The organism is Paenibacillus sp. Paensp111, assembly GCF_059492195.1.
In genome coordinates this window covers 3,733,522-3,754,293 of the sequence record NZ_CP168527.1, presented here as the reverse complement: position 1 = coordinate 3,754,293, position 20,772 = coordinate 3,733,522, and the positions used below count along the sequence as shown (strand labels likewise).

The 20,772-nt window shown below is 48.8% G+C and carries 19 protein-coding genes and 1 other annotated feature; all 19 genes read left to right on the top strand.

The genetic code is table 11. The features are described 5' to 3' along the window. The first annotated feature begins 33 nt into the window (after positions 1-33). Positions 34-732, top strand: a complete 699-nt coding sequence (gene ispD, locus ACEN86_RS17780; RefSeq protein WP_495634343.1) for a 2-C-methyl-D-erythritol 4-phosphate cytidylyltransferase — start codon at positions 34-36, stop codon at positions 730-732. A gap of 1 nt (position 733) precedes the next feature. Next, positions 734-1,216 carry a 2-C-methyl-D-erythritol 2,4-cyclodiphosphate synthase gene (ispF, locus tag ACEN86_RS17775; RefSeq protein ID WP_495631826.1) on the top strand — a complete coding sequence of 161 codons (483 nt, stop codon included), beginning with the start codon at positions 734-736 and terminating at the stop codon, positions 1,214-1,216. 57 nt (positions 1,217-1,273) lie between these two features. After that, positions 1,274-2,734, top strand: coding sequence for a glutamate--tRNA ligase (gene gltX / locus ACEN86_RS17770; protein WP_495631825.1), 1,461 nt, complete (start codon positions 1,274-1,276; stop codon positions 2,732-2,734). 415 nt (positions 2,735-3,149) lie between these two features. Beyond that, positions 3,150-3,827 (top strand): serine O-acetyltransferase EpsC, encoded by a 678-nt coding sequence (gene epsC, locus ACEN86_RS17765; RefSeq protein WP_495631824.1) that lies wholly within the window; start codon positions 3,150-3,152, stop codon positions 3,825-3,827. A 66-nt stretch (positions 3,828-3,893) separates the two neighbouring features. Continuing rightward, positions 3,894-5,297 carry a cysteine--tRNA ligase gene (gene cysS, locus ACEN86_RS17760; protein ID WP_495631823.1) on the top strand — a complete coding sequence of 468 codons (1,404 nt, stop codon included), beginning with the start codon at positions 3,894-3,896 and terminating at the stop codon, positions 5,295-5,297. Beyond that, on the top strand, positions 5,294-5,755 hold the full coding sequence (locus tag ACEN86_RS17755; protein WP_495631822.1) for a Mini-ribonuclease 3: 462 nt from the start codon (positions 5,294-5,296) through the stop codon (positions 5,753-5,755). Before cysS ends, ACEN86_RS17755 begins: the two co-directional genes overlap by 4 nt. Positions 5,756-6,443: 688 nt before the next feature. Beyond that, positions 6,444-7,199, top strand: a complete 756-nt coding sequence (rlmB, locus tag ACEN86_RS17750; RefSeq protein ID WP_495631821.1) for a 23S rRNA (guanosine(2251)-2'-O)-methyltransferase RlmB — start codon at positions 6,444-6,446, stop codon at positions 7,197-7,199. 7 nt (positions 7,200-7,206) lie between these two features. Beyond that, positions 7,207-7,728 (top strand): NYN domain-containing protein, encoded by a 522-nt coding sequence (locus tag ACEN86_RS17745; protein ID WP_495634342.1) that lies wholly within the window; start codon positions 7,207-7,209, stop codon positions 7,726-7,728. Positions 7,729-7,887: 159 nt separating this feature from the next. Continuing rightward, a complete protein-coding gene (gene sigH / locus ACEN86_RS17740) occupies positions 7,888-8,535 on the top strand; it encodes an RNA polymerase sporulation sigma factor SigH (protein WP_433944250.1) in 648 nt (215 codons plus the stop codon). Positions 8,536-8,965: 430 nt separating this feature from the next. After that, on the top strand, positions 8,966-9,115 hold the full coding sequence (gene rpmG, locus ACEN86_RS17735) for a 50S ribosomal protein L33 (protein ID WP_127200915.1): 150 nt from the start codon (positions 8,966-8,968) through the stop codon (positions 9,113-9,115). Positions 9,116-9,136: 21 nt separating this feature from the next. Continuing rightward, complete coding sequence (gene secE, locus ACEN86_RS17730) at positions 9,137-9,328, top strand: preprotein translocase subunit SecE (RefSeq protein ID WP_495631820.1); 192 nt, start codon at positions 9,137-9,139, stop codon at positions 9,326-9,328. A gap of 22 nt (positions 9,329-9,350) precedes the next feature. Then, complete coding sequence (gene nusG, locus ACEN86_RS17725) at positions 9,351-9,884, top strand: transcription termination/antitermination protein NusG (protein ID WP_495631819.1); 534 nt, start codon at positions 9,351-9,353, stop codon at positions 9,882-9,884. A gap of 76 nt (positions 9,885-9,960) precedes the next feature. Continuing rightward, a complete protein-coding gene (gene rplK, locus ACEN86_RS17720; RefSeq protein WP_127200917.1) occupies positions 9,961-10,386 on the top strand; it encodes a 50S ribosomal protein L11 in 426 nt (141 codons plus the stop codon). A 77-nt stretch (positions 10,387-10,463) separates the two neighbouring features. After that, positions 10,464-11,156, top strand: a complete 693-nt coding sequence (rplA, locus tag ACEN86_RS17715; protein WP_495631818.1) for a 50S ribosomal protein L1 — start codon at positions 10,464-10,466, stop codon at positions 11,154-11,156. Between the two features lie 86 nt (positions 11,157-11,242). Then, positions 11,243-11,392 (top strand) — a sequence feature (ribosomal protein L10 leader region). Positions 11,393-11,535: 143 nt separating this feature from the next. Then, positions 11,536-12,045 carry a 50S ribosomal protein L10 gene (rplJ, locus tag ACEN86_RS17710; protein WP_127200919.1) on the top strand — a complete coding sequence of 170 codons (510 nt, stop codon included), beginning with the start codon at positions 11,536-11,538 and terminating at the stop codon, positions 12,043-12,045. Positions 12,046-12,105: 60 nt separating this feature from the next. Then, positions 12,106-12,468 (top strand): 50S ribosomal protein L7/L12, encoded by a 363-nt coding sequence (gene rplL / locus ACEN86_RS17705; RefSeq protein ID WP_127200920.1) that lies wholly within the window; start codon positions 12,106-12,108, stop codon positions 12,466-12,468. Between the two features lie 111 nt (positions 12,469-12,579). Continuing rightward, positions 12,580-13,179, top strand: a complete 600-nt coding sequence (locus ACEN86_RS17700; RefSeq protein ID WP_495631817.1) for a class I SAM-dependent methyltransferase — start codon at positions 12,580-12,582, stop codon at positions 13,177-13,179. Positions 13,180-13,554: 375 nt separating this feature from the next. Next, positions 13,555-17,100, top strand: coding sequence for a DNA-directed RNA polymerase subunit beta (gene rpoB, locus ACEN86_RS17695; protein ID WP_495631816.1), 3,546 nt, complete (start codon positions 13,555-13,557; stop codon positions 17,098-17,100). A gap of 37 nt (positions 17,101-17,137) precedes the next feature. After that, positions 17,138-20,752 (top strand): DNA-directed RNA polymerase subunit beta', encoded by a 3,615-nt coding sequence (gene rpoC, locus ACEN86_RS17690; RefSeq protein ID WP_495631815.1) that lies wholly within the window; start codon positions 17,138-17,140, stop codon positions 20,750-20,752. Positions 20,753-20,772: the final 20 nt, after the last annotated feature.

Genomic DNA, 20,772 nt, shown 5'->3' with positions numbered 1-20,772 from the left:
TATACTTGCGGGGCAGGGATGACAGTGAACAGTATCAATCAGGAAGCAGCGGTCATCGTGGTGGCTGCCGGCAGGGGAACCCGTATGGGGACCAAGGAGAGCAAGCAGTACTTGATGCTCGAGGACAAGCCCATCTTCGTTCATACACTTGAAGTGTTTGACCGGCTTCCTTTCATACAGGAGATTATTCTTGTCACCGGAGAACAGGATGTGCCCAGATGCCAGGATTGGGTGAAGTCATTCTCCATGGAACATACAGTAAAAGTGATACCGGGCGGGGCTGAGCGCCAGCACTCGGTTTATAAAGGACTGCTTGAAACGGACTGCGAATGGGTTCTCGTCCATGACGGGGTAAGGCCCTTCGTCACCGAGGCTCAGGTCACGGCATGTTATGAGGCAGCCAGACGGGATGGAGCTTCGATTCTGGCTGTGCCCGTGAAGGACACGGTCAAGCAGGTGAATGATCAGGCTTATGTGACCTCGACTCCTGATCGCCGCAGCTTGTGGGCTATTCAAACCCCGCAGGCTTTTCGGCATTCCGATCTGCTGCGGGCGCATAAGAAGGCGATGGAGGAAGGCTTCCTGGGGACTGATGATTCCATGCTGGTTGAGCGGGTAGGGGTGCCTGTCAGAGTGGTTGAAGGCAGCTACAGTAATATCAAAATCACCACGCCTGAGGATTTGGATTATGCCGAATTCATCAGACAGAAGAATAGAATGGGGAGAGGTTGACATGATTAGAGTAGGACAAGGGTTTGACGTACACCAGCTGGTTCAGGGGAGACCCTGTATTATCGGCGGAGTGACGATTCCTTATGAGAAGGGGCTGCTGGGTCACTCTGACGCAGATGTGCTGCTGCATGCGATCAGCGATGCTATCCTGGGAGCCATTGGCGAAGGGGACATCGGCCGGCATTTTCCGGATACCGATCCCGAATTCAAGGATGCCGACAGTCTGAAGCTGCTGAAGGAAGTCTGGGAGAAAGCGCTGGCCAAAGGTTATGTGCTCGGAAATCTTGATGCTACGATTATCGCTCAGCGCCCAAAGATGGCACCTTACATTCCTCAAATGGTAGAAGTGATTGCAGCCGCCTTGGGTGCTCAGGCTGATCAGGTCAATGTGAAAGCAACGACAACAGAGCAGCTGGGTTTTACCGGACGTGGCGAGGGCATAGCTGCTCAGTGTGTTGTCTGCCTTGTTAAAGATATGCTATGATCGTGGGATACGGATGGAAAAGGAACTTATTATAATTAGTACGCGGAGGGGATTTCAATGACAGAAGTTCGTGTGCGGTATGCGCCGAGTCCAACGGGTCATTTACATATTGGTAATGCAAGAACAGCTCTTTTCAACTACTTGTTCGCCCGTAATCTGGGTGGCAAATTCATTATTCGGATTGAAGATACTGATGTAAAACGCAATATTGAAGGCGGGGAAGAAAGCCAACTGAAGTACCTGAAATGGCTGGGAATCAACTGGGATGAGAGTGTGGATGTTGGCGGGGAATACGGCCCATACCGCCAGACGGAGAGACTTGATATTTATCGTCAGTACTGGCAGGAGCTGCTGGACAAGGGCCTCGCTTACCGCTGCTACTGTACAGAAGAAGAGCTTGAGCAGGAGCGGGAAGAGCAGATCGCCAAGGGGGAGACGCCACGCTACTCCGGCAGACACCGTGATTTGACTGAGGAGCAGCAGAAGGCTTACGAAGCGGAAGGCCGCGCAGCAAGCATCAGGTTCCGTGTTCCTGAGAACAAGACCTATGCCTTTGATGACTTGGTAAAAGGACCGATCTCCTTCGAGTCCAACATATCCGGAGATTTCGTCATTGTGAAGAAAGACGGCATCCCAACTTACAACTTTGCCGTTGTGCTGGACGACTACTTGATGAAGATCTCCCACGTGCTCCGCGGGGAAGACCATATTTCCAACACGCCGCGTCAATTGATGATCTATGAGGCATTTGGCTGGGAGCCGCCAAAGTTCGGCCACATGACTTTGATCGTGGGTGAGAATCACAAGAAGCTGAGCAAGCGTGATGAATCGGTGATTCAGTTCATCGAGCAGTACGACCAGCTTGGCTACCTGCCTGAGGCGATGTTTAACTTTATCGCACTACTCGGCTGGTCGCCGGAAGGGGAGGAAGAGATTTTCTCCCAGGAGCAGCTCATCTCGATCTTTGATGCAAACCGGCTTTCGAAGAGCCCGGCGGTCTTTGATACGAACAAGCTGGCTCATATCAATAACACTTACATCAAGAATTCGGATCCGGAGCGGATCGCAGATCTTGCGATTCCACAGCTGCAGAAGGCGTCCCGTCTTCCTGCCGAGCTTACCGATGAACAGCTGAGCTGGGCCAAGTCGCTCGTCGCGCTTTATCAGGAGCAAATGACATCGGCATCGGATATTGTTGAGCTGTCTGAGCTGTTCTTCCGTACGCATCTGGAGCTGGATGCAGAAGCGGCTGTTATATTATCAGAACCTCAGGTGCCTGAGGTACTGCAGGCCTTCCTTAGCAAGGTAGAACAAGCGCCGGAGTTCTCGGCTGCAAGTGTGGCCGTACTGATTAAGGAAGTCCAGAAAGAGACAGGCTACAAAGGAAAACAGCTGTTTATGCCTATCCGCGTTGCGCTTACCGGGCAGGTGCATGGACGTGACTTGAACCAGACGATTTACCTTCTCGGTAAGGACCGTGTGCTGGATCGTCTCAAATCCCAGATTCGCGGAGCCTAGACGAAGCAAATCATTCTTGTCAGTTTGTGTGCGATTGGTTAATATAGAAGAAAGCTATTGAACAGTTATATCTTCAATTACAACCTAAAAGCAAAGATCGGGAGAAGTACGCTAACTGATGTATTTTTCAGAGAGGATAACCGGCGGCCTTGCGGCTGTCAGGCTGAGAGTTATCCAAATGCATTCGGCGGAAATGCACCCGGGAGCTGTGGGATTGAGCGCGCTAAGGTGCGCGGGTAGATTCCGCCGTCTCGTCCCCGTTAAGGACGTTTGAGAGAAATACCGAACTCTGTGATCTGAGAGGCTGCGGTATTTAAGCAGAGTGGGACCGCGTGTAAGGCGTCTCTGCAGCGACAGCTGCAGGGGCGCTTTTTTAGTATAGACAGGGACTTACCGGGGGAGGAGGGCATAATTTATGTTTAAGAAGATGAGATCAGATATTGGAGCAGTGCTTGATAATGATCCTGCGGCACGGGGCTGGTTTGAAGTCGTCTTCACCTATTCCGGTCTGCATGCGATATGGAGCCACCGGATTGCCCATGCTTTTTACCGAAGAAAGTGGTTCTCGGTAGCCCGTATCATATCCCAAGCCAGTCGTTTCTTCACCGGTATCGAAATTCACCCCGGGGCGACAATAGGGGAACGGTTATTCATCGACCATGGTATGGGTGTTGTCATTGGGGAGACCTGTGAAATCGGGGACGATGTAGTGATCTATCAAGGCGTTACTCTTGGGGGGAGCGGCAAAGAAAAAGGCAAGAGACACCCTACGATTGGCAATAATGTGGTTATAGGTTCAGGAGCTAAAATCCTGGGTTCCTTTACAGTGGGGGCTCAGAGCAATATTGGAGCCAACTCGGTAGTTCTTAAAGAGGTGCCTCCGAACAGTACAGTTGTAGGGATTCCGGGTAAAGTGGTTAAGCAGGGAGGCGTGCGCATGGACCGGCTCAGCCACCAGCTGCCCGACCCGGTTGTAGATACAATGCGCGTGCTTCAACGTGAGATTGAGGAGCTCCAAGAAGAGCTCAGAAATTTGAAGCAAGAACGTGCAGAGCTCCGTGCTGAAGCCCTGTCTCATGGAGATAAGGGGTAGGCTTCAGGGGTTAAGATCATCGCCGGGTGAAGAGGCCGGTATTTTAAGAAATGAAAGGATGTTAGTATGTCACTTCACATTTATAATACGCTGACCCGCAAGAAGGAAAGGTTTGTCAGCCAGGAACCGGGCAAAGCTAAGGTATATGTATGCGGACCTACCGTTTATGGTTATATCCATATCGGGAACGCGCGTCCGGCCATTTTCTTCGATGTGGTTCGCAGCTATCTGGAGGCACTGGATTACGACGTGAATTACGTCGTGAATTTCACGGATGTCGACGATAAGCTGATTCGCAAAGCGGACGAGATGGGCACAACAGTCCCAGCGGTCGCTGAGACATTTATTGAAGCTTATTACAAGGACCTGGATGGACTCGGCATTCCACGGGCTACCTCCAATCCGCGGGTTACGGAGAATATGACCCTAATTATAGAGTTTATTAAGGAGCTTGAGCGTAGAGGATATGCCTATGAGCAGGGGGGCGACGTCTTTTATCGAACAGGCAAATTCGAGGAATACGGTAAGCTGTCCCACCAGAATATCGATGAGCTACAGTTCGGAATTCGAATCCATGTGGATGAGCGCAAAGAAAACCCGCAGGATTTCGTCCTCTGGAAAGCGGCAAAGCCGGGCGAAATTTATTGGTCCAGTCCTTGGGGCGATGGCAGACCCGGCTGGCACATCGAATGCTCTGCGATGGCTCGCGAGCTGCTCGGGGATACACTGGATATTCACGGGGGCGGACAGGATCTGCAGTTCCCTCACCATGAGTGCGAAGTAGCCCAGTCCGAAGCCGTTACCGGCAAACCGCTGGCGAATTACTGGATGCATAACGGATTTATTAATATCAGCGGGGAAAAGATGTCGAAGTCCCTCGGCAACGGCATACTCGTCAAGGACCTTCGGAATATGTACAAACGTGAAGCGATCCGCTACTTCATGCTGTCCAGCCACTATCGCAATCCGCTGAACTTCTCGGAAGAGACGATGGAACAAGCGGAGAAAAGCGTAGAGCGTATCGCCAATGCGGTAGTTAATTTGAATCATCGCCTTAAGGCGGTTGGAGATACAGGCGGCGAAGCAGCGCCCGAGTTGATCACCAAGCTTGAGGCAATCCGTCAGTTATTTCACGATAAAATGCAGGACGATTTCAACACCCCGGATGCCATCACGGCTATTTTTGAATGGGTGAACGAAGTGAACAGCCTGCTCAAACAGGCGGTTGTGAACAGCGCGGATCTGATGGCTGCAAAACAAGTGTTCGATGAGATGAACAAAGTACTGCGGATCTACACGGATGAGAGCGCAGAATTGCCTTCCGAAGACGTTGAGCGGCTGATTACGGAGCGTACCGAAGCACGCAAAAATAAAAACTGGGCACGTGCCGATGAAATCCGGGATCTGCTTGACGCCCAGGGCATCATGCTTGAAGATACGCCGCAGGGTATGCGGTGGCGCCGCAAATGACAGGTACAGGCGATATGAACAGCGGCGGTCTCCCGGAGACGCCGCTGTGGTTCCCTTACCTGTCATCCAAGCCGGCGCGGCTGCTCCCTCCCTTGGCACTAGCCTATATCGGCGACGCCATCTTCGAAGTGGCGGTCCGCCAATATGTTATTTCGCGGCCTAACCTGCGCCCGCATCATCTGCATGTGCAGTCGACCAAGTTCGTCTCCGCCAAGGCCCAAGCCACGCTGCTCTCTTTGATCGAGCCCGAGCTGACGGAAGCTGAGCTTGACGTCGTACGCCAGGGCCGCAACGCCAAATCCGGCAGCGTCCCCAAGAACGCGAACGTCATCGATTATCGACACGCCACCGCGTTCGAAGCACTGATCGGCTACCTGTACTATGGCGGCGAACAAGACCGGATGATCTATCTGATCACTCGGGGCCTTGACCTCATGGTGTCCGGCCCCAAGACCTAGCCAGACAAGCCGTCTTTGCACGGAAGTAAGCCGAATCCCCCAGGGAGAGCGATTCCGAGCACTGTAGACCGGTGAGAGTACAAGAGCAGCACCAAGCACCGCGCAGACGTAAGCCGAATCCCGGAGGGAGAGTGCCACCGAGCACGGAAGGCCAGTAGAGACACAACAGCAGCACCAAGCACCGCGCAGACGTAAGCCGAATCCCGTAGGGAGAGCGATTCCCAGCACGGAAGAACAGGAAGAGTACAAGCGCAGTACCAAGTACCGCGCAGATATAAGCCGAATCCCGTAAGGGAGAGCGCCTCCGAGCACGCATGATCATTACAGCATAATCAGCAGCAGTCACGCCAAGTGCAGGAGCGCTGATAGTAAGCGGACCCCAAGGGGGCGGCAAGCGGCTAACCGCTCGCAGCCTGCCCGGGTGCCCAAGCCCAGCGCATCTCGCCAACAACATCAGTTAACCAAGCTCCGCACCAAGTGAAGCGGGCCCCAAAGGGGCGGCAAGCGCTCCTCCCACCCAAGCGGCTAAATCCCGCCTCTGTCTACACCTATCGTTATTCCAATTCCGGGTGTCCAGAGGGCGTAGCCCTTGGGGCCCTCCCTTAGGCAAGGGAGGGTTTGGGAGGGTTGTGAAAAAATATATGGGAGCCCGAGGCCCCCCTCGGATCCTACTCTGGAGGATATACAGGTGGACAATACTAACGAAGACTGGATTGGCGGCAAGCATTCCCTGCTTGAGGCGCTGCGCGCCGGCCGCACAATTAACAAAATTTTGATCGCGGAGGGTGCTCAGAAGCACTTAACGCAGCCCATCATCGCTGAAGCCAAGAAGAATGGGGTTGTGGTTCAGCATGTGGATAAGCGGAAGCTGGATCAGTTGGTGCCAGATCTGCAGCACCAAGGCGTAGCGGCCCAAGTGGCACCGTACGCGTATGCGGAAGTGGAAGATCTTCTCGCGAAAGCAGCAGAGAAGGAAGAGGCTCCCTTTTTACTGCTGCTAGATGAGATTGAAGATCCTCATAACCTGGGGTCCATCCTTCGTACCGCAGAATGTACGGGCGTCCATGGTGTAATCATTCCCAAGCGGCGTTCAGCATCGATAACTTCCACTGTCTCCAAAACCTCAGCGGGTGCAGTAGAGTATGTGCCGGTAGCCCGTGTAACCAATTTGGCTCAGACGATTGAGCAGTTGAAGGAAGCGGGAGTGTGGGTCGTAGGAACGGATGTAACAGCAAAAGAAGAAATATATGATAATGGCGTATTTACCGGACCTGTAGCTATTGTGATCGGAAATGAGAATAAGGGTATGGGCCGGCTGATCCGTGAGAAGTGTGACGTCCTGCTTAAGTTGCCGATGGTGGGCCGGCTCAATTCGCTGAACGCGTCTGTAGCAGCAGGAGTGATCATGTACGAGACTCTTCGCAGACGCCAGAGTCAGGGATAGGCTTATGATGGGGGAGATGCGGGATGTTCTCCTTGTAGACGGATACAATATGATTGGAGATTGGCCGGAACTGGCCAAGCTGTCCAAGATTGGACTGCAGGAAGCCAGAGACAGGCTGCTGGAGCGGCTGGCGGACTATCAGGCATACAGTGGCTTGCATGTGATCGCTGTTTTTGATGCCTACCGGGTACCCGGACTTGGTAAATCTTTTGCACAGAACAAGGTACAGGTCTATTTTACAAGTGAAAAAGAGACCGCCGATGAGTGTATAGAGAGGCTTGTGCGTGAGCTCGGCCACAGACGCCGCCAGATTTACGTTGCGACTAGTGACCTAGTTGAACAGCACGTCATCTTTGGACAAGGTGCTCTACGTATTCCGGCCAGAGAGCTGCTGACCCTTGTGGAACAGAGTGAACAGGAGATTCAGTCGAAAATTGCCGAGGATCGTATGAATTCAAGCCGGAATACACTGGGAGGCAAGCTGAGTCCAGAGATAAGAAAGATGTTCGAACGCTGGCGCAGAGAGTAAAATGACACATCTCGATATGCTTCCAATAGCTCTTGACAAAGTTCGACTTTACAAAATTTAGGACTTATGTGGTTGACGCTCTTACATCCCATCATATATACTGATCGTATACTTGATTGAAGTGACGGGGCACTGTGCGTTGCAGCCGGAGGGATTGTGGTGAGTGTCGACCTCAAAGTAATGATTAAATTTGACTATGAGATCCAAAGTGATGAAGACATTGTCGAGGCAGTCCGGGAAGGCGATAGCGAAGCACTGGAGTACTTAATCAATAAGTATCGCAGTTTCGTCAGAGCCAAGGCAAGATCCTATTTTTTAATAGGAGCTGACCGGGAGGATATTATCCAGGAAGGCATGATCGGTCTTTATAAGTCGATCAGAGACTTTAAGGGCGATAAGCTTGCTTCCTTTAAGGCTTTTGCGGAACTATGCATTACCAGGCAGATCATAACTGCGATCAAGACAGCAACAAGACAGAAGCATATTCCTTTGAACTCGTATGTATCATTGGACAAGCCTATCTATGATGAAGATTCCGATCGTACCCTTTTGGATGTGATTTGCGGTACTCAGGTGTCTGATCCTGAAGAGCTGATCATCAACCAGGAAGAGTTTGTTGGACTCGAAGATAAGATGTCGGAGATTCTTAGTGACCTTGAACGAAAGGTGCTAATGCTCTATCTGGACGGGAGATCTTACCAGGAAATTGCGGTTGATCTTAGAAGGCATGTGAAGTCAATCGATAACGCGCTTCAACGGGTTAAGCGAAAGCTGGAACGGTATTTAGAGGTTCGTGACGGCCTATAATATGACTTAGAGAAGGGACTCGAGATGGAGTCTTTTTTTCTTTTCTATTGATCTCGGAACAGACCAGCTTCTCTTATAATCGATTCAATAGATTCATAATTAGGATGTTTAGAGATAGGGACAAGGGTCCATACTTAGACGTGAGTGGAAAGCGGCATCAGAGTGAAAAAAGAAGATAACGACAGGCTAGATCCGCACAGGGGCAAGGCCATTCTTTCATTGACACGGCTATACCCTTATGATAAAGTGTTTTAGGTAGGCCAAATTTCGCGCTTGCTTTTTTTGAATTAAGGAGATTTAGGGATTTACTTAATATTTCCTGAATTCCAGATTGGGCAGAGCGACCTTAGGTCTCTCTGAACGGCCCGGCTTACGTCGGGATCAATATAGAGACTTCTGTAAGAAAGAATGTCTTCGGGAGGTGCACATCATGCGGGTAATTATCACGTTGGCTTGTACGAACTGCAAACAAAGAAACTACACGACAACGAAAAACAAGCGTAACCACCCCGACCGCATGGAGATGAAGAAATTTTGCAAGTTCTGTAACGAGCAATTTCCTCATCGCGAAACCAGATAGTCTTTGGAGGTGTAGGTGCGGATGAAACGTAGTTTCAAGTCGATGTTTTCTTTTTTCTCTGAAAGCTGGGCTGAGCTTAAAAAAGTTCGCTGGCCTAATCGTAAAGAGCTGACGAGTTATACGCTGATTGTCCTCGGTACAATCGTAGTGGTCGCAATTTATTTTTGGGTTCTTGACATCGGCATTTCCGCTGTGATCAACGCGATTATTTAAGAAGGGTCCCAGGTGGCTTGATATGGAAAAAAGATGGTATGTAGTTCATACCTATTCCGGGTATGAGAATAAAGTCAAAGCCAATTTGGAAAAACGCGTTGAGTCTATGGGCATGGAAGACAAGATTTTCCGGGTTCTTGTTCCTATGGAAGAAGAAATCGTAAACAAAGACGGGAAGAAAAAGACCGTTATGCGTAAAGTTTACCCTGGGTATGTCTTGGTGGAAATGATCCAGACTGACGATTCTTGGTATGTTGTCCGCAATACACCGGGAGTTACGGGTTTCGTCGGCTCGACAGGTTCCGGCTCCAAACCGACACCTTTGCTTCCTGAAGAAGTGGAACAGATTCTGAACCACATGGGAATGGAAGAACCGAAGCCGGTTATTGAGTTTGAACTCAAGGAATCTGTACGTATTAAGGTTGGTCCTTTTGCTAACTTTGTTGGGTCTATAGAAGAAATTCTAACCGACAAGAGCAAGGTCAAGGTTCACGTCAACATGTTTGGACGGGAAACCCCGCTTGAGCTTGATTTTACTCAAGTGGAGAAGTTATAGTTCTTTTAGGTTTTCTGTGGGAGGGATTGACGAGTTTAATCCCGGGTACCACTATTAGTGCAAGGAGGTGTTTTACATGGCTAAAAAGATCATTAAAGTTGTAAAACTGCAAATTCCTGCGGGGAAAGCGAATCCAGCACCTCCGGTAGGTCCAGCGCTGGGTCAAGCAGGTGTCAACATCATGGCATTCTGTAAAGAATTCAACGCTCGTACTGCCGATCAAGCAGGTCTGATCATTCCGGTTGAAATTTCGGTATTTGAAGATCGTTCTTTCACTTTCATTACCAAGACTCCACCGGCTGCAGTATTGCTTCGCGTAGCTGCTAAGATCGAGAAGGGTTCTGGTGAACCTAACAAGAAGAAAGTAGCAACTGTGAACCGTGCGACTGTACGTCAAATCGCGGAACAAAAAATGCCTGACCTTAACGCAGCTTCCGTTGAAGCAGCTATGCTTATGGTTGAAGGTACTGCCCGTAGTATGGGTATCACAATCCAAGACTAATCTTTTGGATGCTGCCGGATACGTCCGGCTAACAAGTGGGAGGAATATCCGCTAATACCACAAAGGAGGAAATTTAAATGGCTAAACACGGTAAAAAATACCTTGAAGCTGCTAAGCTGATTGACAGCGAAGCAACTTACGAGCCTGCTGAAGCCGTTGAACTGGTTAAGAAGGCAGCTACTGCTAAATTCGACGAAACTGTTGAAGCTGCAGTACGTTTGGGCGTAGACCCTCGTAAACAAGACCAAGCTGTTCGTGGCGTAGTTGTATTGCCACACGGTACTGGTAAAACTCAACGCGTCCTTGTATTTGCTAAAGGTGAGAAAGCAAAAGAAGCGGAAGCTGCTGGCGCTGACTACGTAGGCGATCAAGACGTTATTAATAAAATCCAACAAGGCTGGTTCGAGTTCGATGTGTGCGTAGCTACACCGGACATGATGAGTGAAGTTGGTAAATTGGGTCGTCTTCTCGGGGGTAAAGGTTTGATGCCTAACCCTAAAGCGGGAACAGTTACGTTTGACGTAGCTAAGGCGGTTCAAGAAATCAAAGCGGGTAAAATTGAGTACCGTCTTGATAAAGCAGGTCAAATTCATGCGCCAATCGGTAAAGTATCCTTCGATGCTGACAAACTGAATGAGAACCTTAAAGTTCTTATTGACGCACTGAACCGCGCTAAACCAGCGGCTGCTAAAGGCGTATACTTGAAGAACATTGCGATTTCTTCGACAATGGGACCAAGCGCTCGTGTAAACACTGCATCTTACAGATAAGATTTATTACCTTTGGTAATAAATTCAGGGTTGACTCTTGAATAAGCCCTCTGGTATAGTAAAGTGGTTGCATTGATTTCAACAATTAAATGTGAATATGCTTACCGTAGACAGTAGGTGCCTTGCGGCTTAATTTCCTACCGAGGTGTTGTGATAGAGATTCGGACTTTGCAGTATTCTGTAAATGATGATTTATCAGGCCTTCGTGATTCTACGGAGGCTTTTTTGATGGGGATCAGACTGGACGGTTAACGTATTGATCTGAGCCCAACAAAAAAACTTCCTAATATAAACGGCTTGCCCTTTATTGCAGGGGAGCTGTTGGGTCAAGAATGTTATAAGCCTAGCAGCTCAGTAAATCTAACAGGAGGTGTACAGTTTGGCAAATGCAAAAGTAATTCAAGCAAAACAAGATGCCGTTGATGTAGTAACTTCTAAACTGCGCGAGAGCGTAACAACTGTTGTTGCTGACTACCGCGGTCTGAATGTTTCTCAAGTAACCGAACTTCGTAAGCAGCTTCGTGAAGCTGGTATCGAATTCCAAGTGCTGAAGAACTCGCTTGTTCGCCGCGCGACTGCAGCTGCAGAGTTGACAGAACTTGATGAAGTTCTGGCAGGTCCTACAGCAATCGCATTCAGTACGAATGATGCCGTAGCTCCAGCTAAAATTCTTAACGATTTCGCTAAGAAGAATGATGCTCTTAAAATTAAGGGTGGCGTGGTTGAAGGCCGTGTAGTCGGCGTAGACCAAATCAAAGCTCTTGCGGAACTTCCTTCTCGCGAAGGTCTCCTTTCCATGCTCCTCAGCGTGCTTCAAGCTCCTGTGCGCAACTTCGCGCTTGCAGTTAAAGCCGTTGCTGATAAAGAAGAAACTGGCGCTAGCGCGTAAGGATCTTTTTGAACTAGTAATCTAACAAAAACTATAAAATTATATAACGGAGGTTCTACCATGAGTAAAGAAACAATTTTGGAAGAAATCAAAGGTATGACTGTTCTTGAACTTAACGATCTCGTTAAAGCAATCGAAGAAGAATTCGGCGTAACTGCAGCAGCTCCAGTAGTTGTAGCAGGTGGCGGCGGTGGCGAAGCAGCTGCTGAGCAATCCGAGTTCGACGTAATTTTGACAAGCGCTGGCGCTTCCAAAATCAACGTAATCAAAGTGGTTCGCGAAATCACTGGTCTTGGCTTGAAAGAAGCAAAAGACTTGGTTGACAACGCTCCAAAAGCTTTGAAAGAAAAAGTATCTAAAGAAGATGCTGAAGCGGTTAAAGCTAAATTGGAAGAAGCAGGCGCTTCTGTAGAAGTGAAGTAATTCTTCTTCTCCCGCACAAACCCCTTGAAGATATTCAAGGGGTTTGTTTTTATATAAGTGGGTAGAGACTATACAAGATAGAATATCGAAACTGAGTGCTGGAGGGAAAGTATGCCCGATCATTATTATTCCAGTAAGCCGGTGACGGCTCATGACCGCAAGACATGGGAAGCATCATTAAGAGGCAAGATGTACAAGTTCGTGAGCGATGCCGGAGTATTCTCTAAGCAGGGAATTGACTTTGGAAGCCGGGTGTTGATTGAGGCCATGGAGATTCCGGAGGAAGCCAGTGTCCTGGATGTTGGCTGCGGATACGGTCCGATGGGACTTGCTGCTGCAGGACTTGCCGCGCAGGGGAAAGTGACCTTGATTGACGTGAATGAACGTGCCGTTGAATTGGCCAAAGAGAATGCATCTAATAATGGAATCAAGAATGTAACGGTAATTCAAAGTGATCTCTATGAGAAGCTTGGTGATCAAAAGTTTGATGTGATCCTAACGAACCCGCCCATACGTGCAGGTAAGCAGACTGTACACGCGATCTTTGAGGGTGCTGCAGAAAGACTTAAGTCTGGCGGATCACTCTGGGTAGTTATACAAAAAAAGCAGGGTGCTCCTTCGGCAAAAGAAAAGCTTGAATCCTTGTTCGGGGAAGTTGAGGAAGTTACAAAGGAGAAGGGATACCGGATCTTTAAGGCTACCAAAAATTAATCCGCAACCACAAAGATCATGGAATTAAGCAAAAGATAGCTGTTGACTTGAGTATATGAGTGTGGTATTATTGTAAAATGTCAGTATTAGGATGCCCTACATGGCTTTAGTCTGCTGAAATGTCAAGCATAATTTCGGGAGTAGAGGTTCTCTAATCTTCTATAAACGTATATTATGCCCAATTTTGGCAAATCTACTGATATTGAGGACATCGACAGGAAAGGCACTAATAATGATGCTCTTTTTTCGAAAGCATTCGATAAGGGCTTTTCTTTATTTGTGCATGAATCCGTTTCTATGGACTTTATTATATAGGGACAAACACGGGTTCGCAATGAAATTTTTAAGTGAGTAGACATGAGGGGTGAGTTTAAGTTGGCAGGACATCTTGTTCAATATGGTCGACGCACTCGGCGTAGTTATGCGCGAATTAACGAGGTACTCGAGGTTCCGAACCTGATTGAAATCCAACAAAAATCATACGAGTGGTTTTTGGAGGAAGGTCTTCGGGAAATGTTTCAGGACATCTCGCCGATACAGGATTTTACCGGCAATTTGATTCTGGAATTTATCGACTACAGTCTTGGTGAACCAAAGTATACAGTAGATGACGCGAAAGAGCGTGACGTTACGTATGCGGCACCGCTTAGAGTAAAAGTCCGGCTCATTAATAAAGAAACCGGCGAAGTCAAAGAGCAGGAAGTGTTCATGGGGGATTTCCCGCTGATGACCGAAACCGGCACCTTCATTATCAATGGTGCAGAACGGGTTATTGTCAGCCAGTTGGTCCGCTCCCCTAGCGTCTATTTCAATACCAAAATAGATAAGAACGGCAAGAAGACTTACACGGCGACGGTTATTCCTAACCGCGGTGCATGGCTTGAGCTTGAGACGGATGCTAAGGACATTATTTATGTTCGGATCGACCGTACTCGTAAAATTCCAGTAACCGTACTGCTTCGCGCACTCGGTTTTGGTACAGATGCTGAGATTCTTGACCTTCTCGGTAACGATGAATATATCCGCAATACGCTGGATAAAGACAATACGGATTCCACGGAGAAAGCGCTCATTGAGATCTATGAACGTCTTCGTCCGGGCGAGCCTCCTACACTTGATAATGCAAGAAGTTTGCTGGTTGCCCGCTTCTTTGATCCGAAGCGTTACGACCTCGCGAACGTAGGTCGTTACAAAATCAACAAAAAGCTTCATATTAAGAACCGTCTCTTTAACCAACGTCTTGCAGAGTCCCTGATTGACACATCAACAGGTGAGATTATTGCAGAAGCGGGTCAAATGGTTGATCGTCGTTTGCTGGATGAGATCCTTAAGAACTTAGAAGAAGGTGTTGGTTTCAAAACCTACCATGTAGCTAATGGTGTGCTTGAATCCGAGGATGTACCTCTTCAGACAATCGATGTATTCTCGCCAATTGAAGATGGTAAAGTTGTTAAAGTTATCGCTAACCGCGATATTGATAAATCAGTTAAGAACATTACACCTGCTGATATTATCTCCTCAATCAGCTATTTCATTAACCTGCTGCACGGAATCGGAAGCACGGATGATATCGACCATCTGGGTAACCGCCGTCTGCGCTCTGTTGGTGAACTGCTGCAGAACCAATTCCGTATCGGTTTATCCCGTATGGAGCGTGTGGTTCGTGAGAGAATGTCGATTCAGGATGCGAATGTAATTACACCGCAGGCTCTAATCAACATTCGTCCGGTTATTGCCTCGATCAAAGAGTTCTTCGGAAGCTCCCAGCTGTCCCAGTTTATGGACCAGACGAACCCGCTTGCGGAACTTACGCATAAGCGCCGTCTGTCTGCACTCGGACCTGGTGGTTTGACACGGGAACGTGCGGGCATGGAAGTGCGTGACGTTCACCACTCTCACTATGGCCGTATGTGTCCGATCGAGACACCGGAGGGACCGAACATCGGTCTGATCAACTCCTTGTCCACATTTGCCCGCATTAACGAATATGGCTTTATTGAAGCGCCATACCGTTGGGTAGATCCTAAGACAGGTAAAGTTACGGAGCAGATCTCGTATTTGACTGCGGATGAAGAAGATAACTATGTTATCGCACAGGCCAATGTTGAGTTGAATGAAGACGGTGGTTTTGCGGAAGATCAGGTTATCGTTCGTTATAACAAACAGTCGGATAACATTTTGACAATGCCTAGCGATCGCGTGGATTACATGGATATCTCTCCAAAACAGGTTGTGTCGGTAGCCACCGCGCTTATTCCTTTCTTGGAGAACGATGACTCGAACCGCGCACTCATGGGATCGAACATGCAGCGGCAGGCTGTACCACTCCTTATTCCTAAAGCTCCGCTTGTAGGAACGGGTATGGAACATAAGTCTGCGAAAGATTCAGGTGTATGTATAGTTGCTAAACATGACGGGATCATCGAACGTTCGGCAGCTAATGAAATTTGGCTCCGCCGTGTTGAGACAGTCGAAGGCAAGGAAGTTAAAGGCGACCTTGTTAAATATAAATTACACAAATTTATGCGTTCGAACCAAGGAACATGTATTAACCAGCGTCCAATCGTCAAAAGAGGCGAAGTCGTCAAGAAGGGTGATATCCTTGCTGACGGTCCGTCTACAGAGATGGGTGAATTGGCACTGGGCCGCAATGTGGTCGTAGCCTTCATGACTTGGGAAGGTTATAACTATGAGGATGCCATTCTCCTTAGTGAGAAGCTCGTCAAAGAAGATGTGTACACATCTATCCACATTGAGGAATATGAATCCGAGGCTCGCGATACGAAGCTTGGACCAGAAGAAATTACTCGCGATATTCCGAACGTGGGTGAAGAAGCGCTTAGAAATCTAGATGAACGTGGAATTATTCGCGTAGGTGCTGAGATTGGTGCTGGCGATATCCTTGTTGGTAAAGTTACACCTAAAGGGGTAACTGAGCTCACTGCGGAAGAGCGCCTTCTGCATGCGATTTTCGGTGAGAAAGCTCGTGAAGTTCGTGATACTTCTCTGCGAGTACCGCACGGTACTGACGGAATCGTTGTTGATGTCAAGGTCTTCACTCGTGAGAACGGGGATGAGCTGCCGCCAGGCGTTAACCAACTTGTTCGTGTGTATATTGCCCAAAAACGTAAAATTTCCGAAGGTGACAAAATGGCCGGACGACATGGTAACAAGGGTGTCGTAGCGCGTATTTTGCCTGAGGAAGATATGCCTTTCCTGCCTGATGGCACACCAGTACAAGTCGTGCTTAACCCGCTGGGGGTACCTTCACGGATGAACATCGGACAGGTGCTTGAAATCCATTTGGGTATGGCGGCTATGCACTTGGGTATCCACGTAGCAACTCCAGTATTTGATGGCGCCAAAGAGTATGACGTATTCGATACCATGGAAGAAGCCGGTATGCAGCGTAACGGTAAGACGGTGCTGTATGATGGCCGTACAGGTGATAAGTTCGAACGTGAAGTTACTGTTGGTGTCATGCATATGATCAAACTCGCTCACATGGTTGACGATAAGATCCATGCCCGCTCTACGGGTCCGTACTCTCTCGTTACTCAGCAGCCTCTGGGTGGTAAAGCTCAGTTCGGTGGTCAGCGCTTCGGGGAGATGGAGGTATGGGCGCTTGAGGCTTACGGTGCTGCTTACACCCTGCAGGAGATTCTGACAGTCAAGTCCGATGACGTGGTGGGCCGGGTTAAGACCTACGAATCCATTGTCAAAGGTGAGAATGTGCCGGAACCGGGTGTTCCTGAATCCTTTAAAGTATTGATCAAAGAGCTTCAAAGCTTGGGTATGGACGTAAAAATCCTGAGTGAAAATGAAGAGGAGATCGAAATGAGAGAAATAGACGATGAAGAGGATGCTGCAGGCGACAAACTTAGTTTGAACCTGGAAGGCTCTGAAGTCGGCGTAGAATAGCATTACAAATCAGGATTTGGTTAAGGAGGGATGCTCTTTGTTGGACGTCAACAATTTCGAGTTTATGAAAATTGGGCTTGCTTCCCCAGATAAAATTCGTTCTTGGTCCCGCGGAGAAGTGAAGAAACCGGAGACGATTAACTATCGTACGCTGAAGCCGGAGAAAGAAGGGCTCTTCTGCGAGAAAATTTTCGGTCCTACAAAAGACTGGGAATGTCACTGCGGTAAATACAAACGCGTACGTTACAAAGGCGTTGTCTGCGATCGCTGCGGCGTTGAAGTAACACGTGCAAAAGTACGCCGTGAACGCATGGGCCACATCGAGCTGGCTGCTCCAGTTTCTCATATATGGTATTTCAAAGGGATTCCAAGCCGTATGGGATTGGCTTTGGATATGTCCCCTAGATCTCTGGAAGAGATTATCTATTTTGCATCATATGTTGTAACAGATCCTGGCGATACGCCGCTTGAGAAAAAGCAGCTCCTGTCCGAGAAGGAATACCGCAGCTACCGTGAGAAATACGGCTACGGTTTCCAAGCCGGTATGGGTGCCGAAGCTGTTAAGAAGCTTCTGCAGGATATCGACGTGGAGAAAGAGCTTGATTTCCTCAAGGAAGAACTGCGTACCGCTCAAGGTCAGCGCCGTAACCGGGCAATCAAACGTCTTGAAGTTATTGAAGCTTTCCGCAACTCCGGCAATGAGCCGGAGTGGATGATTCTTGACGTTCTTCCGGTCATCCCTCCGGAACTTCGTCCGATGGTTCAGCTTGATGGTGGACGTTTTGCAACGTCTGACCTTAACGATCTGTACCGCCGTGTAATTAACCGGAATAACCGTCTGAAGCGCCTGCTGGATCTTGGTGCACCGGATATCATCGTTCAGAACGAGAAGCGTATGCTTCAAGAAGCGGTAGATGCCTTGATCGATAACGGCCGCCGTGGCCGTCCTGTAACGGGTCCTGGTAACCGTCCGCTTAAATCTCTCAGCCACATGCTGAAAGGTAAGCAAGGACGTTTCCGTCAGAACCTTCTCGGTAAACGGGTTGACTACTCTGGACGTTCGGTTATCGTGGTTGGTCCTTACCTGAAAATGTACCAATGCGGACTGCCTAAAGAAATGGCACTCGAATTGTTCAAGCCGTTCGTGATGAAAGAGCTGGTCAACAAAGGACTTGCTCATAATATCAAGAGCGCGAAGCGCAAAGTAGAACGTGTGAGCCCGGAAGTATGGGACGTGCTCGAAGAAGTAATCAAGGAGCATCCGGTTCTTCTGAACCGTGCACCGACGCTTCACCGTCTTGGTATTCAAGCGTTCGAACCGATCTTGGTAGAAGGACGCGCGATTCGTCTTCACCCACTCGTATGTACGGCATATAACGCCGACTTTGACGGTGACCAAATGGCGGTACACGTTCCACTGTCAGCTGAAGCGCAAGCGGAAGCTCGGATCCTGATGCTTGCATCAGGTAACATTCTTAACCCTAAAGACGGCAAGCCGGTTGTTACTCCATCTCAGGATATGGTCCTTGGATCCTTCTACCTGACTATGGATGATAACAAAGCTAAAGGTTCAGGTATGATTCTGGGAAGCGTGAACGAAGCCGTGTCCGCCTACCAGCGTGGAGCAGCATCCCTGCATGCACGTGTTGTTATTCCGGCTAAAGCCTTGAATAAAGATGGATTCACACCTGAGCAACAAAAAGCGCTGCTGGTGACTACGGTCGGGAAAATCATTTTCAATGAAATCTTCCCATCCAGCTTCCCTTACATTAACGAAGCCACTCGCGATAACCTGTTCAACGGGACACCGGATCGCTACTTCGTTCATGAAAAAGGTGCGGATCTCGCAGAACGTATCAACGATCCTGCAATTGCAGGGGCTGTTGGTAAGGAATATCTAGGGTCCATCATTGCACGCTGCTTCGAGACTTATCACACGACTGAAACGTCTGTGATTTTGGATAGAATCAAACAGCTTGGCTTCACGTATTCTACACGTGCCGGTGTAAGTATTGCCGTATCGGACGTTATAGTACCTGAAGAAAAAGCAACCATCATGCGCGAATCCGATGAGAAAGTACGTGTAGTTACGAACCAGTATCGCCGCGGCTTGATTACGGATGAAGAACGCTATGACCGTGTAATTGACATCTGGTCCAAATCCAAGGACCAACTGACAGAAGTCCTCATGAAATCGATGGATCGTTTCAACTCCATCATGCTCATGGTTGACTCCAAAGCACGGGGTAACAAATCGCAGATCACCCAGCTGGGCGGTATGCGGGGTCTGATGGCGACACCATCAGGACGTATCTATGAACTTCCGATCAAAGCGAACTTCCGTGAAGGCCTGACAGTCCTCGAGTACTTTATCTCGACTCACGGAGCGCGTAAAGGTCTGGCGGATACAGCCCTTCGTACAGCCGACTCAGGTTACTTGACCCGTCGTCTGGTTGACGTTGCACAGGATGTTATCGTTCGCGAAGATGACTGTGGAACCGATAAAGGGATTACCGTATCCCGTATCCAGGACGGTAAAGAAATCATCGAGGATCTCTTCGACCGCATTGAAGGACGCTACTCGTTCCAGACGATCAAGCATCCGGAGACTGGCGAAGTCATTGTAGCTCGTAATGAGCTCATTGATACAGATCGTGCGAATGCTATCGTAAATGCGGGTGTTGAGAAGCTTCAGATCCGTTCCGTACTGAGCTGCCGTGCCCGTCATGGTGTTTGTAAGAAGTGCTATGGCCGTAACCTGGCTACTGGTAAGTTCGTGGAAATTGGTGAAGCAGTTGGTATCATCGCAGCGCAGTCCATCGGGGAGCCGGGAACCCAGCTCACGATGCGTACGTTCCATACCGGGGGCGTTGCAGGAGACGATATCACCCAAGGTTTGCCGCGTATTCAGGAGCTCTTTGAAGCTCGGAATCCGAAAGGTCAAGCCACAATCAGTGAACTTGATGGTGTAGTCAAAGAAATCCGCGAAGCTAAGGATCGCCGGGAAATCGAGATCCAAGGTGAAGCAGAGACTAAAGTCTACTCCGTAACTTACGGTTCTCGTCTCCGTGTTAGCGAAGGTCAAGAGATCGAAGCAGGGGATGAGCTTACCGACGGTTCAATTGACCCTAAAGAAATTCTGCGCATTAAAGGTATTCGCGGCGTACAAAACTACATTTTGCAAGAAGTGCAGCGTGTATACCGTAACCAGGGCGTAGAAATCAACGATAAGCACATTGAAGTCATGATCAAGCAGATGCTGCGCAAGATCCGTATTGTGGATGCAGGAGATACTACTCTCCTTCCAGGTTCCTTCGTGGACATCTACGAATACGAAACAGCTAACAAAGAGGCGATCCTGTCGGATAAAGAGCCTGCTGTTGCTAAGCCTGTACTGCTCGGTATCACGAAGGCATCTCTTGAAACAGACTCCTTCTTGTCGGCCGCTTCCTTCCAGGAGACAACTCGGGTACTTACCGATGCTGCTATTAAAGGTAAAGTCGATAAGCTGCTCGGCCTGAAAGAGAATGTTATTATCGGTAAGCTGATCCCAGCGGGTACTGGTATGAACCGTTATCGCAGCGTTCAGTTTGACGATCAAGAAGAAGGCGATGTTTCTGCAGAGAATCTTGAGCCTGTTTCAGTAGAATAGATTTATAAATTAAGAAATGG

Coding starts and splice junctions, on each gene's coding strand:
- ispF (WP_495631826.1), top strand. CDS start 734: ATGATTAGAGTAGGACAAGGGTTTGACGTACACCAGCTGGTTCAGGGG.
- gltX (WP_495631825.1), top strand. CDS start 1,274: ATGACAGAAGTTCGTGTGCGGTATGCGCCGAGTCCAACGGGTCATTTA.
- epsC (WP_495631824.1), top strand. CDS start 3,150: ATGTTTAAGAAGATGAGATCAGATATTGGAGCAGTGCTTGATAATGAT.
- cysS (WP_495631823.1), top strand. CDS start 3,894: ATGTCACTTCACATTTATAATACGCTGACCCGCAAGAAGGAAAGGTTT.
- ACEN86_RS17755 (WP_495631822.1), top strand. CDS start 5,294: ATGACAGGTACAGGCGATATGAACAGCGGCGGTCTCCCGGAGACGCCG.
- ACEN86_RS17745 (WP_495634342.1), top strand. CDS start 7,207: ATGGGGGAGATGCGGGATGTTCTCCTTGTAGACGGATACAATATGATT.
- rpmG (WP_127200915.1), top strand. CDS start 8,966: ATGCGGGTAATTATCACGTTGGCTTGTACGAACTGCAAACAAAGAAAC.
- secE (WP_495631820.1), top strand. CDS start 9,137: ATGAAACGTAGTTTCAAGTCGATGTTTTCTTTTTTCTCTGAAAGCTGG.
- nusG (WP_495631819.1), top strand. CDS start 9,351: ATGGAAAAAAGATGGTATGTAGTTCATACCTATTCCGGGTATGAGAAT.
- rplK (WP_127200917.1), top strand. CDS start 9,961: ATGGCTAAAAAGATCATTAAAGTTGTAAAACTGCAAATTCCTGCGGGG.
- rplA (WP_495631818.1), top strand. CDS start 10,464: ATGGCTAAACACGGTAAAAAATACCTTGAAGCTGCTAAGCTGATTGAC.
- rplL (WP_127200920.1), top strand. CDS start 12,106: ATGAGTAAAGAAACAATTTTGGAAGAAATCAAAGGTATGACTGTTCTT.
- ACEN86_RS17700 (WP_495631817.1), top strand. CDS start 12,580: ATGCCCGATCATTATTATTCCAGTAAGCCGGTGACGGCTCATGACCGC.